The following is a 14565-nucleotide window of genomic DNA, read 5'->3' on the forward strand; positions in this document are numbered from 1 at the left end:
AATAGTGAATGTAGATACAAAAAGATATATGACAAGGAGTAAACAAATGAGACAAATTTACAGTGATGTGATTCAATTTCGTGGAACTCATTATGATTTCGGATATTTACAAGGAACACTACTTAAAAATTCACTGACACTTAAAAATCGTGAACAACAGTGGAAAGTAAGAAAACCACGTTTTACCGTTCCTGAGGAGGAGGTAAAGCGTGCAATTACTCGCTTTGCACCAAAAATTTGGGAAGAGATTATAGGATTAAAGGATGCCTTACAATGGCCAATGGAACGAGTGTTACGTGAATTTGGTGGGTATCGCGTCAACTATTTTCAATCAGGATGTTCCATTGTAACAGGTGATGATTATATCGTACGAAACTATGATTACCATCCGAAAACGTATGATGGACGTTTTACCATTTTCCAACCAACGGATGGTGGATTGGCAATTATAGGTCCAAGTCAAAAAATTACCGGACGGATGGACGGTTTAAATGAAAAAGGCTTGGCGATGGGTTATAATTTTATGAATCGAAAAAATCCGGGAGACGGTTTTGTTTGTAATATGATTGGTCGATTGATTTTAGAAACATGTGCCGATGTTGAGGATGCCATATCTCTATTAAAAGAAATCCCGCATCGTCATTCCTTTACCTATATCGTTTCTGACCGCTCAGGAAGGACTTACATGATTGAAACATCTCCTAGAAACGTTGTCGTTCGACAGTCGATGGCTTGTACGAATCATTTTGAAATTATGAAAGAGGAAAATCGATTCAGTTTAAAAGATTCAAAGCGTCGTTTGGAAGTTATTCAAAAAGAACAACAAAAAGCCGGTCGATTAGGAGCAATGGAAGCATTTCGTTTATTAAATGATACAGATAAAGGTGTTTTCTCTGATTTATATGGTTCGTGGGCAGGGACAATTCATACGTCAGCTTATTTTCCGAAAGCAATGAAAGCTTGGTTTGCATTAGGTGGTGACCAAGAACCTACGGAAATTGATTTTGGCAAGTGGCTAATTGGTGAGGATGTTGAGTTACAAAAAATTTATGGTGAGGTTGATACGGATATTCCGTTTGTCCATTTAGATGAAGGGGCGGATTGGAGCAAGAGAAAGTAATGGCCAGGCACGAAGAGTTTAAATTTAAATTCATTGTTGATCAACATCATGAATAGAGTTAAGACGGAAATAGGCTATAAATATTCAATAGTGCCGTTCTTTCAAAAAACAGTAGCGGTGCTATCGTTTTAAAGGATGAATTGATTTCCAATTATTTCTTCAGTCCCAAAATAAATTTTCTTTGCATAACTTAAAACAGGAATGATTTTAAGGAGATATGGAAAATGGGACTTTATTTCAATATAAAAAAGCATCCAACTGTCTTTCAAAGTCAACAAAGGATTCCAGAGAAACATCAAGAGGTTTATCGAGTTGACTTTCTAGAGAAACTTTTAACTGAACAAAAAAATATAAATAAAAATATTAATAAGTCGATTCATTCAATTAATCAGATGGTTGAACAATACGGCAACAAGCATTCCAAGCAATTACAAGATATTAATTCATCTGTACAAATTGTAAAAAATAAACAAGTAGAACAAGCAAGTTCTGACAAGAATATAAAAGAAACATTAGATTTGCTTTTAAAAGAACAAAGTCAATCTCATGAAGAAGTAGTCACACGATTAAAGCATCTTTTCAATAACCATAATGAAACAGATGAAAATATTAAGAAACTGTTTGAAAAAATAGAGTCAGAACAAGAATATTTACGCAACGTAATCCAAGCATATTTTACAGAAATCATTGAACAACAAGCGACTCACCAAAAGCATTTAGAACAAGGTAACTTCAATCAAGAAGAAATACGGATAAATATGAAGGACCTTGCAGCTTTAGGAAATGTTTTTAAGGAGCAACTTCAATTAATTGAAAAGGCTCAACAAGAGTTGCTTGAGATGTTTCAATCTTTAGATAAAAATCAAAAGCATTTAACATCGAAAATGGAAGAACAAGGAGATTATCAATCAGGGATTTTAAACCGTTTAGAAACGCAAGAAGCATATACGGATAAAATTCTCCGCCAATTAGATCATTTACGTTCGGTTATTTTTGAGCGTGCAGGTGTCATTGTTGAAAAAATTGAAAAAGGATTTAAACAAACGACATCACATATTACTCGTTTTTTTAACACTTCAGAAAGACAATCACTTGATGAGTTTATACAGGACGTTGAAGTTAAGAAGGAAAAACAAGAAAAAATAAAGTCTTAACTCATATTGCACCTTAACTGTTAATGGTTAAGGTGTATATTTTTAAGCAGTTATATTTATATTCTTTTCACAAGCAAAATCGGTTACAATATAGTTAATTTCATAGAAAGGAGACTACAACATGAGCAAAAGGAAATTTAACGGATTTATTGGTACATATACGAAAGGAGACAGTAAAGGAATCTATTCCTTTGTCTTTGACAAAGAAAAAGAACAAATTACCGATATCGAACTCGTTGCTGAAGTGAAAAATCCTACTTATGTTACCATTAGTGAAGACAATCACTATTTATATGCCGTAGGGGCAGATGTTGACCAAGGTGGCCTTGTGGCATATGCCATAAATCAAGAAACGAAAAAGTTACAAGAGTTGAATCGCCAAATGACAGAGGGTTCCTCTCCTTGTTATGTTGGTGTTAATCGTACAAATTCAAAAGTTTTAGCTGCTTATTACCATCGTGGTTCAGTCGAATTATTTGAAACGAATCATGATGGTTCTTTAAAACCACGTAAGTCTGTAGTACAATTTGCCGGAAATGGACCGAATAAAGATCGTCAAGAAAAACCACACACCCATTATGCACAGTTTACACCGGATGAAAAGTATGTCGTTGCTGTCGATTTAGGAATTGACCAAATTATTACATTTGAGGTTTCGAGTGGTGAGTTGAAAGAAGTAAGTAAACTAACAGTTCGTCCTAGTTCTGGTCCAAGACATCTAGCTTTCCATCCAAATGGAAAAATTGCATATTGCATGACAGAATTAAGTAATGAAGTTATTGTATTACAATATAATCAAGAGGAAGGTACTTTTCAAGAGCTACAATATATTTCGACGATACCAGAAGATTTTACAGAAAATAGTCAAGGTGCTGCGATTCGAGTAACAAAAGATGGCCGTTTTGTTTATGTAAGTAATCGCGGTCACAATAGTATTGCAAGTTTTAAAGTGAATGAAGAGGACAGTACGTTGTCATTCATTGAGTACACTTCGTCAGGAGGAAATTGGCCACGGGATTTCCAATTCGACCCAACTGAAGAATATGTAATTGGTTCAAACCAAGAAAGTGGGAACTTAGTCCTTTATAAACGTGACACTGAATCTGGGCGTTTAACACTAATCGATAATACTATTAAAGTTCCTTCCCCAGTTTGTGTGGCTTTTTTGCACGAATAATAACATTTTTTTAAAAATGAGAATGAAACTGAGCAATATTGACTTATTATCTAAGATTCTTGTAAAATTTCGCATTATTGTTAATGGTTTTGTGCGAAATTTTAAGGAAACTGTTCGAAATTCGAAAAAAACGTGCGAAAATGAAAATTTATGTGCGAAAACCTATAAAACGCGTGCGCATTTTTATATTTTCGTGCGAAATTACGATTTTTTGTGCGAATCCCATATGAAATGAGATAAAGCCAAAAATTGGACTTCCCGTTAAAGGAAGTCCAATTTTTTATTAATTAACATCTGTCATGAATTTTTCAATTCTAGGTGAAATAACGAATAGTAGAATTGCTAAAATAATTGCGACAGCTCCGATTGTACCAAAGTAAATATTTTCTGTCTCTGGCGTGTAAAACTTAACGATTTGAGCATTAATTGCTTGTGCAGCTGAATTTGATAAGAACCATAGACTCATGGTTTGCGCAGAGAAAGCTTTCGGCGCTAATTTTGTTGTAGCAGATAAACCAACTGGTGATAAACAAAGTTCACCTAAGACAACAATTAAATAACTTAATACAAGCCAAATTGGACTAACTAAGGCATCTTCTCCAGCAAAATAACCTGGAATTAAAATGACTAGGAAAGATAAACCCGCAAATAAAATACCTAAAGAGAATTTTTTCGGAATTGACGGATTTTTATTTCCAAGTTTCACCCATAGCCAAGCAAAAACAGGAGCCAATGCAATTATGAACAATGGATTGGCTGATTGGAACCAAGCTGGCGAAATTTCATAATTACCAACTGTTAAATCTGTGCGAGTATCGGCATACGTTGCTAAGATTGTTGCACCTTGTTCTTGAATAGACCAAAACATTACAGATGCGATAAATAACGGAATATAAGCAAGTACATGTGAACGTTCTGCTTTTGATGTTTTTGGACTACGATACATAACGACAAAATAAACAGTTGGAATGATAATCCCTAAAATTGCGATAAATGCAACAAAACTATCAAATGTTAAAATTCCGGTAGAAATAGTGACCGCAATTAAGATGGCCAAGGCCGCACCAATAATAATGGCCCATTTTGTATATGCTTTCTTTTCTTCGGCAGTAAGAGGGTTTGGAACCTCAAGTCCAGCTTGTCCAAGATTTTTCTTTCTTGTCACCATGAACACAACAAGACCGATAAACATACCAACAGCAGCAATGGAGAAACCTAAATGGAAATTCACTTTCATTCCAACTTCTCCAACGATAAATGGCGCAATAAACGCACCTAAGTTAATTCCCATGTAAAAAATACTGAAACCTGAATCACGACGTCTATCCTCAGGTGAATAAATGTCACCAACGACAGAAGAAACGTTTGGCTTTAATAAACCTGTTCCTAAAACAATGAGTACCATTGAGACGAAGAAGAATGGCACATTACCAGGTATCGCTAGAGCAATATGTCCAAGCATAATTAAAATACCGCCGTAAAATACCGCTTTCTGTGTACCAATTAATCGGTCGGCAATCCAACCACCAATGATCCCTGACATATATACTAATGATCCATAAATCGACATAATTGAAAGGGCGGTTGCTTTATCTAATCCGAGCCCACCTCTTGTCACTTCATAATACATATAGAAGAGGAGGATAGCCCTCATTCCATAATAAGAAAACCGTTCCCAAAACTCTGTAAAGAATAAAGTAAATAAACCTTTAGGATGTCCAAAAAATCCTTTTTGAGGAACAGTTTCCCAAATTTTTTGACTATTGTTTGAAGACATGAAAAATAAACCTCCTTTATTATTGTTCTATAGTATTACAAAAGTGCTTACTATGTCAATGTAATGGAGTAAAGTAACCCAAAGTAAAAAGAGTTTCTATTTTTATATAATTTATATGTTTTTGATATCAGTAATTATTTCGAAAAAAAGATTAATAGAATGGTGCATTACTTAACCTCTGTTTCTAAAAAAATAAAAAAATGAATATCATAAAAGCGATTTTACATTATTTGTTTCAATTTTATTAATTTCATCACAAAAAATATTCGAATATAAAAAATATACAAAAATTTAATTATAATAATGCAGCATATATGTTAAAATATGAAATATCAATTCATTTGTTATTTTTTGAAAAACATAATGAATGAATTCTCATTCACCAAACAACTGAAAAAGGAGATGTTTGTATGAGTGGAAAATTAAAAAATGCAACACTTGAGGAAATTAAAAATTTTATAGAAGAAGAACTAAATAAAAATTCTGAACCAATTTCAGATGTTAAGGCAATTTACGAGTTTCATATAACAGGTGAGGAAGAAGATACATTTCAACTTCAATTACAAGGTGGACAAGCCAAAATTGTTCAAGGGGATAAAGAAGTAGCTGATTGTGTATTAACGATGTCGTTCAAAAGCTTTCAACAGTTTCTCATTGGAAAATTAAGTGGGACGGTAGCATTTATGACAGGGAAATTGAAATTAAAAGGAGATATTTCAAAAGCATTGAAATTAGAATCAATTTTGAAACAGTATAAGATCCAATAAAGAAAGTCGTGATAAGGCTAGGTCTAAAGCCTTATCACATTGTAACATGTGATTTTTTGTCATCCCTTTTTATCTATTCCAGTTTTTCAGTACGAATATGTTTCTTAATATCTTCTTCTAACCACTCAATTTCAAATCTCCAGCGATCTTTTGTATCTAGTAAAATCTCACGAACAATTGGTGAGAAAAGATGGGCGTTTTTTTCTAATTCATCATTTAATTGGCTAAGGGAATTTTGTAGTTCCTTCAAGACTTCTTTTTTTTGGTCGATAGTTATATAGTTGTAAAGCTTTCGCATACTTCCCCCCCCCTAAAATCTTAGTTTTCTCTTATAACGCCAACCTTACTTTGATTTTCAATGTGACCCTTATCGAAGGATTGGATCATATAATCGATTATAATGTTTCCATCATTATCAAAGGAAACCGATGTGGGATCTTCGTTTTTTAAGGGTACTTTCGTTGAGTTGAGATGATTTTTTTGAAATTCGTGGACATATAAAACATCTTCTGTATCGAGAAATACCATTTTATCATCATAAGCATCAAACCAACCACGTTTGCCATTAGCAATAATCGTATGGAATTCCTTTTTGTTTATATCAAGAAAACCGTAGTTTAATTCGTCCCAGTATTGTGTAACTCTACCTTCTTGAGGGTAGACTTTTCCACTGCTATTTATAGCGTAAATTTTTCCGTTGCTATATTTCGCATAAATGACAAATGGAGCTGGTGCTTCATACTTTTCCTTGTTTTTTGTCTCAAGATCATATAAATAAAAAAAGCCTTTTCCATCTTCATGACTTGCCCAGACTAGTTTCCCATCTCCCATATGTACAGTAGGGTAACTTTCTGGATTATAAATAAGATTTGCCAATATTATTGTTTCACCCGTCAATAAATGATGCAAATGAACTTGTGCTTCTTTATTAGCTATATTCAAATAGATCCAAGCGATGTATTCCTTATAGAGTGTAGGGGATCGAAGTGCTTCATTTTTACCGCTTATTTCAGTAATTTTTTTCATTTCACCAGTTGAGCGATTCAAAGTCATGATTTTGCTTTTACCTGAACGACTGAAATCTTTCCAAATTATCCAATCTTCATTTAATTGTGTATTTCCCATATCAGCCTGAGAAAAAGAGGATTTATATAAAACTTTATAGTCATTAGTTTCTAAATTATATTGAATAAACGTATCAATATCTAAATGTTTATTACGATCACCGTGAACATGAACGAACATTTGATTACCATCGACAACGGGATCATTATAGTTTTGAAATGGTAAATAATATACAGTTTCTTCATAATCAGACTTATTGTCTTCTTTATTTTCATTGGCAATGATTGACCGGAAATGATTTTGCGGTTCGGGTAAGTGGGATAAGTTTTGTGATTGTTTATAAAATAATTGAGTAAGTGAAAGTCCAACAATGAGTAAAATGAAACAAGAAGCTAACGCGATTGAAAGAACAGGGGCGGAAAAATGATGTCTTTTCTTTCTTTTAGTAACTATTGCATTTTCATAGATTTCTTGTTTTTTCTTAGACGATAGTGTGTCTTTTTTAAAGATTGTTTGATCCATAATTTCTTTTAAATGATTAAGTTGCTGATTCATGTTCATTAAAATGCCTCCTTTCGTATTTACTTTGTAAGATTTGTTTCGCACGTTTAAGACGGGTTCGTACCGTTTCTTGTTTCATACCTGTAATTTCTGCAATTTCTTTGATTTTTAATTGTTCGTAGTAATATAGAATAATTACTTCTCTATGTTTGCTTGGTAGAGACAGAATAAATGTTATGAGAGCCTGTTTTTCATCATTAGCGACCACTTGATGTTCCGGTGTCCGATTTGTCGATAATAAAACGTCTTTTATGTAATCCGTTGGGAAAATATTTCGGTACCATTTACTCTTTAAATAATCTTTACATTTATTTACTGTTATTTTATAAAGCCAAGTCTTATAGGAACTTTCTCCTCGAAAACGATCCAGTTTTACAAAGCATTTTAAAAATACATCTTGGGTAATATCTTCAGCAATTGCCCAGTCTTTCACATATATATAAGCTAGACGATTGATATACGTAGCATATTCTTCAATTAGAAATTTAAATTCCTTTTCATGCGATCCTTGACTTACCTGCTTGCTTAACACAATTTTCCCCCCTTTCATTATTAGACGACAAAAACAAATAAAAAGGGTCACTTTTTTTAGAAAATTCTAATATAATTATAATTTAATAAATGTAAACTAGAAAAATCAAAGGGTTACTTGGAATGAGATAGGGGAGAGTATGATGAGTAGTGATCATTGTTTTAGAGAAGCCTTTTAATCTATTTTGCTTCATTAAATTATTGTTCTTCGTGATATAGAATTGCATGGACCCGAGAGTTGACACATTCCAAATATATTAGACGCTCAACAAACCTTGTTTTATTTCTTACCGTCTATTCATGCGTACAAGCCATGACTAATCAAAAATTTGGCAGGAAATTTTCTTTTTATCCATGGGGTGACTTACTATTTAAAAATTAAATTTATCTTTTGTATGATTCTATTGTGTTTGTTGTAAATTTTTTGCAATTGGCCACAAGCCCAATCAGTTTGGTGTATTAATCGGATATTTGGAAAATGTTTACACACCATTTGTTAGTCCATACGGGTCAACAATATCTGTTTATAAAAAAGGATTGTATACTTTATACATAAAAATATATGTATCATGAAGCTGAAAAGGAGGGAAATTCATGCAAAAGGAAAAAATGCTTGCGGGCCAGATGTATGATCCAGCTGATTCACTATTAGTAAGAGAACGTGAGGAAGCAAGACGAAAAGTTCGAATCTATAATCAAACACTTGAAACGGAAATAGAAAAGCGGGAAGAAATTTTGAAGGATTTGCTTGGTTCAACAGGAGACAATATCAAAATGGAACCTAATATTCGATTTGATTATGGCTATAATACTTATGTCGGTGAGAATTTTTATGCAAATTTTGATTGTACAATTTTAGATGTTTGTGAAGTGCGGATTGGCGACAATTGTATGCTTGGCCCAAATGTGCATATTTATACTGCAACTCACCCAATCCATCCTTTTGAACGAAATTCCGGAAGGGAATATGGGAAACCTGTTAAAATTGGCAATAATGTTTGGATAGGCGGAGGATCAATCATTAATCCTGGTGTAACGATTGGGAATAATGTTGTTATTGCATCCGGATCAGTCGTGACAAAAGATGTGCCAGACAATGTTATTGTCGGGGGAAATCCAGCAAAAATTATTAAACAAATAGAACCTTAGTTTTCATCATTTTTAGTTTAAGTGCTAAATCGTTGGAGATTTTAGCACTTTTTTGTTCTACAAATAAACTTAATAATAGGAATATACTAAATTTACAGGATAATTTATTATGTTCTTTGTTTTAATTAATATAATTCTGAACGATGCAACTATTTTTTTAAAATTCGTAAAAGAAGATAATATGTATTTCCAATTGAGGTGAATGAGGTAGATGGAATTGATTATTTTGATTGTTGTTGGTCTTTTGGGCATAGTTATAGCGGGGCTTGGCCTAGTTAAAGCATACAGTCTAAGAATGACTGAGCCGAAACAAGAACTACAAGAAAAATTAGATCAACTAGAAAAGGAGGTCCAAGAATTAAAAAATCAAAAGTGAAAAAACTATGGTTTCAAGGATAAATTTTGAATGGGAAAATGGGGGGATTTAAAAAATAACAAATGACAAAACGACCATGAAATATAGTCTGTTCATAGGAATAATGTTGTTATTGCATCCGAATCTGTCGTGACAAAGGATGGGCCAGACAATGTTATTGTCGGGGATAATCCAGACATTATTGTTTTAAAGTGCAAAACCATTTTTTGCTTGACGAGGAATCAGAAGATGCTTGCTTAATGAGGCTGAAAAAGGGGAAAACATATTGCCTTAAGTCGTTTCGAGACATCACGTAATAATAAGTGGGCAAAATTGGTATTGTCACATGGGAATTCAACAAGTTGATCAATTTGATACATATATAGGTTATGAAATGAATTGCCTTCAAAACTGGCGTTCCTCACCTTTTTAGTCCAGTCACTGGCCCACTATGTTGGCAAAATATTGATCAATTTAAAGGAAATATGAAGAGAAGAGAGATCATCAATGTGTTTGTCATGAAAAATATTTCTATACTTAAATTGACAAAAAATATGTAGTATGTTAAATTTTATTTTAATAATTTAAAAAAATAAAAAAACAAATACTTTTTTGGATTCTTATCTAGAGTGGTGGAGGGACTGGCCCAATGAAACCCGGCAACCTGTTAAATTCGTTTAACAAGGTGCTAATTCCTGCAGAAGTAATTCTGAAAGATAAGAAGAGATCGCGATTCAGCCCTCTTCTTAATGAAGGGGGTTTTTGATTTTAAGGGGAGGGATGGCTGGCACAATTTAAAACTGATTGATATTTTTGTGCAAAAACCAAGTAAACATATAAGTTTAATTGTAATCAATTACAATAAAATATCATTTATGAAAGTAGAGAGGATAGGAGGGAGCACATGAAAAGGTATCTGTTTATTTTAATTGGACTCATTAGTTTTATACTTGTTAGTTGTTCTGAAGGAAATACAGATGGAAAACCAAATAAGATCAGATTGGATTATGCAACTTACTCCCCAATAAGTCTTGTATTAAAAGAGTTTGGATTTTTAGAAGAAGAGTTAAAAGATGAAGGGATCGAAATTGAGTGGGTATTTAGTCAAGGAAGCAACAAAGCACTAGAATTTTTAAATAGTAACAGTGTGGATTTTGGATCTGCAGCTGGAGCAGCTACGCTAATTTCAAAGGTAAATGGTGCACCAATTAAAAATGTTTACATTTTCTCAAAACCTGAGTGGACAGCGCTTGTTACGTTGGAAGATGAAAATATAGACTTAGTCGCGGATTTAAAAGGGAAAAAAATTGCGGCAACCATTGGTACAGATCCTTATATTTTTTTATTACGTGCTTTAAATGAACAAGGTATTGACCCATCTGAAGTAGAAATTGTAAATCTCCAACACGGTGATGGGGCAACTGCATTAACGAGTGGTTCTGTAAATGCGTGGGCCGGTCTTGATCCCCATATGGCAAGAGTAGAGCTTGAATCCAGTGCGCAACTTTTATATCGAAATCCCGATTTTAATACATACGGTTTTTTAAATGTGCGAGAAGATTTTGCCAAAAAATATCCAGGGTATGTTAAAAGAGTAATTGAAGCATATGAAAAGGCTAGAAAATGGACATTGGAAAATCCTGAAAAAGTAGCTGAAATTCTAGCTGAGGAAGCACAAATTGATCTTGAAGTGGCAAAATTACAACTTGAACGGAATGATTTTACTGAGAGTATTCCAGGGAATGCTCACCAGAAAGCAATTATAGAAGCAGGAAAGATTTTACAACAAAGTGAAGTGATAGATAAAACTGTCAATATACAGGAAATCGCAACAGAATTAATTGATTCTTCGATAGCAGAGAGTACTATTAAGTAATTTATGGGGGTGAACATCAAATGGGTAAATTATTGGCGACTGTTACTACAACGAAAGAAGTGAAAAAATCACAAAAGAAACAAAAAACAAATACGCTTCATACGATTATATTCGGAAGTTTAACGCCTACAATACTGATTATGCTTTGGGAGTTATTATGTAGACAAGGTGTGTTTCCAACCTATCAATTACCTGCGCCAAGTGTAATCTTAAAAACAATTATCACTTTGTTTCAAGACGGAAGTTTGTGGACGCATATTGGAATTACAACATTACGGGTGTTCATTGCTTTTATTCTCGGCAGTGCTTTGGCTGTTATACTTGGCTCCTTTGTTGGTTTATATAAAAAAGCTGAGCAATTATTTGATCCGATGATCCAGGCTTTTCGTTCTATTCCATCTCTAGCATGGGTTCCATTATTTATCCTTTGGATGGGAATTGGTGAAACTTCAAAAATTACAATGATTGCTGTCGGTGTTTTTTTTCCAGTTTATTTAAACACCGTAAGTGGAATAACGGGAGTCGATAGAAAACTTATTGAAGTTGGTAAAATGTATGGTCTCTCGAGTTTTCAACTTATTTGGAGAGTCATTTTACCAGCAGCACTTCCATTGTTTCTTGTTGGGCTTCGAAGTGGTTTAGGACTGGGTTGGATGTTTGTTGTTGCAGCGGAACTAATGGGGGCAAGTAAAGGTTTAGGTTATTTGCTCGTTCTCGGCCAGAATACATTGTCACCTGAATTAATCATTGCGAGTATTCTTTTGTTTGCAATTATTGGAAAACTCTCAGACTGGATGTTAAAGCTAGTTGAAAAACGTACTTTAACATGGCAAGACGGTTTTGTTCAACAATAAGTTTGGTAATCATACCGGATTGACGAGTGATATAAAGTTTGAATAGGCTGAGTAACCTCAATAATTTTATAAAATGGAGAGATCTTTGATGAGTTTAGAACTGAGAAATATAAATCGAAGTTTTAATGGAAAGACTGTCATTCGTAATGTATCATTTCGTGCGAAACAGGGTGAAATTATAGGACTCGTTGGAACTAGTGGTTCTGGGAAAAGTACACTACTTCGTGTTATTTCTGGTCTTGATACAGAGTATGAAGGTCAAATCATAATGAATGATAAACAGTTTGAGGGAATGAATAGTAGCATCAGTTTTATTTTTCAAGAGCCAAGACTGTTTCCTTGGTTGAATGTTTTAGAAAACGTCACGTTTGGTTTAAAAGGAAGTAAAGATGAAAAAAAGGGAAAAGGGTTAAAAATTTTAGAGCAGGTAGGTTTGTCAGATAGCTCAGAACTTTATCCAAGGGAATTGTCTGGTGGAATGGCCCAACGGGTAGCGATTGCTAGAGCACTTGTTACTTCCCCTGAAATTTTATTATTAGACGAACCATTTAGTGCCCTTGATGCATTTACAAAAATGCAATTGCAGGACTTATTACTAGAGACATGGGAATCTTATCATCCAACCATTATATTAGTAACCCATGATATAGATGAAGCAATATATTTATGTGATCGGGTTATTATCTTAAGAGGAAAGCCAAGTGAAGTGGTAAAAGAAATTTGTTTCAATGAACCAAGGCCACGCAATCGAACAAGCAGTCAAAATGCGATTTATAAAGCAGATATTCTAAATAGTCTAGATTTAACAAAAACATGAGTTGAACATTTGGTTTTGTTTTTGATAACTATATAAAATTTATAAAGACCAAGGGAATGATCACCTTGGTCTCTGTTCTTTTTTAGTCTAAATTATATTTGAAAAACTAAATGAAAATACCAACAACTGTACCTGTTAACACAGATGCCAATGTTGCGGCAAGTAATATTTTAAGGCCATATTTCGCAACGATGCTGGCTTTTTCTGCATGTACAGCTTGAATCGAGCCGGCGATAATTCCAATGGATGAGAAGTTAGCGAAAGAAACAAGAAATGATGAAACGATTGCAACTGTTTTCGCTGATAAATCAGGTACGAGCGGTTGCAGTTGTAACATAGCAACAAACTCATTGGTTGCCAATTTCGTCCCCATAATGGATCCTGCTGTGATCGCTTCACTCCAAGGAACACCCATTATAAAAGCAATCGGTGCAAAGATGTATCCCAGTATCTCGGTAAAGGAAATATTAATTAGGGCTGTAAAAATCCCGTTAATTAACGCCATTAAACCAACGAAGGCAACGAGTTGTGCTGCAACAATTAACGCCACTTTTCCACCATCAAGAGCACCGTCACCAATGGCACCAAATAGTGAATTAGAAGTAGAAATATCTTTTATATTAATATTTTCGTCTTCCTCTTCTTTAATTGGAGCCATCATTGATGCGACAATTAATCCTGATAGCGCATTCAATAACATCGAAACTAAAACAAATTTTGGTGGGATCATTGTCATATAAGCACCCATAATGGAAGCTGAAACAGAAGCCATGGCACTTGTTGAAATAATAAATAGTTTATTATTACTCATGTTGTCCAAGTGAGTTTTAATCGCTAAAATAGCTTCACTTTGTCCGAAAAAGATAGAGTTTACACTGTTAAAAGTAACAACTTTGGATAATCCTGTAATTTTAGCTAAAAATCCCCCAACGTATTTAATTGCAAGAGGTAGAAATTTTATATACGTTAATATTGAAAGTAATGTAGAAGTAAAAATAATGACCATTAAGACATTGAAAAAGAATACAGATACACCTTCTGGAATTAATCCACCAACGACAAAGTCTATTCCTTCATATCCATAACTGATGACTTTAGAAACGCCGTTGGAAACGACTTCAATAATTTTTGTACCAATGGTCGTTTTTAACATAAACAGCGTTACAATCACTTGTAGAACAAGTAAAACACCTATTGCTTTATAGTTGATATTTTTCTTTTGGTTTGAGAATAAATATGCAACTGCAATAGCAAAAATTACCCCTAATAAACCAATTAATATATCCATGTCGTTCTCCTTACTGTAAATTTTTTTGCGCACAAAGATGATAATACAACTGTATAAAAGTTTTTGTCAAATAT

At 33.7% G+C, this 14565-nt stretch carries 14 protein-coding genes and 1 riboswitch; of the genes, 9 read left to right on the forward strand and 5 right to left on the reverse strand.

Annotation, left to right across the window (positions count from 1 at the left end):
- The first annotated feature begins 46 nt into the window (after nt 1-46).
- From OEV82_RS02775 to OEV82_RS02785, 3 genes are all read left to right on the forward strand, one after another.
- Nucleotides 47-1120 carry a C45 family autoproteolytic acyltransferase/hydolase gene (locus tag OEV82_RS02775; protein WP_263060934.1) on the forward strand — a complete coding sequence of 358 codons (1074 nt, stop codon included), beginning with the start codon at nt 47-49 and terminating at the stop codon, nt 1118-1120.
- A gap of 224 nt (nt 1121-1344) precedes the next feature.
- Nucleotides 1345-2274, forward strand: coding sequence for a hypothetical protein (locus OEV82_RS02780; RefSeq protein ID WP_263060935.1), 930 nt, complete (start codon nt 1345-1347; stop codon nt 2272-2274).
- 121 nt (nt 2275-2395) lie between these two features.
- Nucleotides 2396-3451, forward strand: a complete 1056-nt coding sequence (locus OEV82_RS02785) for a lactonase family protein (RefSeq protein WP_263060936.1) — start codon at nt 2396-2398, stop codon at nt 3449-3451.
- Nucleotides 3452-3734: 283 nt separating this feature from the next.
- On the opposite strand, the gene OEV82_RS02790 is transcribed toward OEV82_RS02785, so the two are convergent.
- Complete coding sequence (locus tag OEV82_RS02790; protein ID WP_263060937.1) at nt 3735-5228, reverse strand: peptide MFS transporter; 1494 nt, start codon at nt 5226-5228, stop codon at nt 3735-3737.
- Nucleotides 5229-5638: 410 nt separating this feature from the next.
- On the opposite strand from OEV82_RS02790, the gene OEV82_RS02795 reads away from it, so the two are divergent.
- A complete protein-coding gene (locus OEV82_RS02795; protein WP_173660100.1) occupies nt 5639-5995 on the forward strand; it encodes an SCP2 sterol-binding domain-containing protein in 357 nt (118 codons plus the stop codon).
- Nucleotides 5996-6068: 73 nt separating this feature from the next.
- Here OEV82_RS02795 and OEV82_RS02800 read toward each other — a convergent pair whose 3' ends face one another.
- The 3 genes from OEV82_RS02800 to OEV82_RS02810 are packed head-to-tail and all read right to left on the reverse strand — an operon-like array spanning nt 6069 to nt 8153.
- Nucleotides 6069-6293, reverse strand: a complete 225-nt coding sequence (locus OEV82_RS02800; protein ID WP_263060938.1) for a hypothetical protein — start codon at nt 6291-6293, stop codon at nt 6069-6071.
- 20 nt (nt 6294-6313) lie between these two features.
- Nucleotides 6314-7621 carry a TolB-like translocation protein gene (locus OEV82_RS02805; RefSeq protein WP_263060939.1) on the reverse strand — a complete coding sequence of 436 codons (1308 nt, stop codon included), beginning with the start codon at nt 7619-7621 and terminating at the stop codon, nt 6314-6316.
- The gene (locus tag OEV82_RS02810) at nt 7599-8153 is read right to left on the reverse strand and encodes a sigma-70 family RNA polymerase sigma factor (protein ID WP_263060940.1); all 555 of its coding nucleotides are present in this window, start codon (nt 8151-8153) and stop codon (nt 7599-7601) included. Before OEV82_RS02810 ends, OEV82_RS02805 begins: the two co-directional genes overlap by 23 nt.
- A 593-nt stretch (nt 8154-8746) precedes the next feature.
- On the opposite strand from OEV82_RS02810, the gene OEV82_RS02815 reads away from it, so the two are divergent.
- The 5 genes from OEV82_RS02815 to OEV82_RS02835 all read left to right on the forward strand — a co-directional run bounded on the left by OEV82_RS02815 (nt 8747) and on the right by OEV82_RS02835 (nt 13203).
- Complete coding sequence (locus OEV82_RS02815; RefSeq protein ID WP_173660690.1) at nt 8747-9301, forward strand: sugar O-acetyltransferase; 555 nt, start codon at nt 8747-8749, stop codon at nt 9299-9301.
- Nucleotides 9302-9512: 211 nt separating this feature from the next.
- The gene (locus OEV82_RS02820) at nt 9513-9677 is read left to right on the forward strand and encodes a hypothetical protein (RefSeq protein ID WP_173660688.1); all 165 of its coding nucleotides are present in this window, start codon (nt 9513-9515) and stop codon (nt 9675-9677) included.
- A gap of 596 nt (nt 9678-10273) precedes the next feature.
- Nucleotides 10274-10379, forward strand: a riboswitch (SAM riboswitch).
- Between the two features lie 181 nt (nt 10380-10560).
- The gene (locus OEV82_RS02825; RefSeq protein WP_263060941.1) at nt 10561-11532 is read left to right on the forward strand and encodes an aliphatic sulfonate ABC transporter substrate-binding protein; all 972 of its coding nucleotides are present in this window, start codon (nt 10561-10563) and stop codon (nt 11530-11532) included.
- A gap of 20 nt (nt 11533-11552) precedes the next feature.
- Nucleotides 11553-12386 carry an ABC transporter permease gene (locus tag OEV82_RS02830; protein ID WP_263060942.1) on the forward strand — a complete coding sequence of 278 codons (834 nt, stop codon included), beginning with the start codon at nt 11553-11555 and terminating at the stop codon, nt 12384-12386.
- A gap of 88 nt (nt 12387-12474) precedes the next feature.
- The gene (locus tag OEV82_RS02835) at nt 12475-13203 is read left to right on the forward strand and encodes an ABC transporter ATP-binding protein (RefSeq protein ID WP_263060943.1); all 729 of its coding nucleotides are present in this window, start codon (nt 12475-12477) and stop codon (nt 13201-13203) included.
- Nucleotides 13204-13309: 106 nt separating this feature from the next.
- Here the strand turns inward: OEV82_RS02835 and OEV82_RS02840 are convergent, their stop codons facing one another.
- Complete coding sequence (locus OEV82_RS02840) at nt 13310-14491, reverse strand: NupC/NupG family nucleoside CNT transporter (protein WP_263060944.1); 1182 nt, start codon at nt 14489-14491, stop codon at nt 13310-13312.
- Nucleotides 14492-14565 lie beyond the last annotated feature (74 nt).

The sequence above is a fragment of the Pallidibacillus thermolactis genome (assembly GCF_025660415.1).
In the GTDB taxonomy this organism is placed as follows: domain Bacteria; phylum Bacillota; class Bacilli; order Bacillales; family Caldibacillaceae; genus Pallidibacillus; species Pallidibacillus thermolactis.

Excerpts from the sequence above, each read along its gene's own strand:
- OEV82_RS02775 (WP_263060934.1), top strand. The coding sequence starts at position 47 with ATGAGACAAATTTACAGTGATGTGATTCAATTTCGTGGAACTCATTAT.
- OEV82_RS02780 (WP_263060935.1), top strand. The coding sequence starts at position 1,345 with ATGGGACTTTATTTCAATATAAAAAAGCATCCAACTGTCTTTCAAAGT.
- OEV82_RS02785 (WP_263060936.1), top strand. The coding sequence starts at position 2,396 with ATGAGCAAAAGGAAATTTAACGGATTTATTGGTACATATACGAAAGGA.
- OEV82_RS02790 (WP_263060937.1), bottom strand. The coding sequence starts at position 5,228 with ATGTCTTCAAACAATAGTCAAAAAATTTGGGAAACTGTTCCTCAAAAA.
- OEV82_RS02795 (WP_173660100.1), top strand. The coding sequence starts at position 5,639 with ATGAGTGGAAAATTAAAAAATGCAACACTTGAGGAAATTAAAAATTTT.
- OEV82_RS02800 (WP_263060938.1), bottom strand. The coding sequence starts at position 6,293 with ATGCGAAAGCTTTACAACTATATAACTATCGACCAAAAAAAAGAAGTC.
- OEV82_RS02805 (WP_263060939.1), bottom strand. The coding sequence starts at position 7,621 with ATGAACATGAATCAGCAACTTAATCATTTAAAAGAAATTATGGATCAA.
- OEV82_RS02815 (WP_173660690.1), top strand. The coding sequence starts at position 8,747 with ATGCAAAAGGAAAAAATGCTTGCGGGCCAGATGTATGATCCAGCTGAT.
- OEV82_RS02820 (WP_173660688.1), top strand. The coding sequence starts at position 9,513 with ATGGAATTGATTATTTTGATTGTTGTTGGTCTTTTGGGCATAGTTATA.
- OEV82_RS02825 (WP_263060941.1), top strand. The coding sequence starts at position 10,561 with ATGAAAAGGTATCTGTTTATTTTAATTGGACTCATTAGTTTTATACTT.
- OEV82_RS02830 (WP_263060942.1), top strand. The coding sequence starts at position 11,553 with ATGGGTAAATTATTGGCGACTGTTACTACAACGAAAGAAGTGAAAAAA.
- OEV82_RS02835 (WP_263060943.1), top strand. The coding sequence starts at position 12,475 with ATGAGTTTAGAACTGAGAAATATAAATCGAAGTTTTAATGGAAAGACT.
- OEV82_RS02840 (WP_263060944.1), bottom strand. The coding sequence starts at position 14,491 with ATGGATATATTAATTGGTTTATTAGGGGTAATTTTTGCTATTGCAGTT.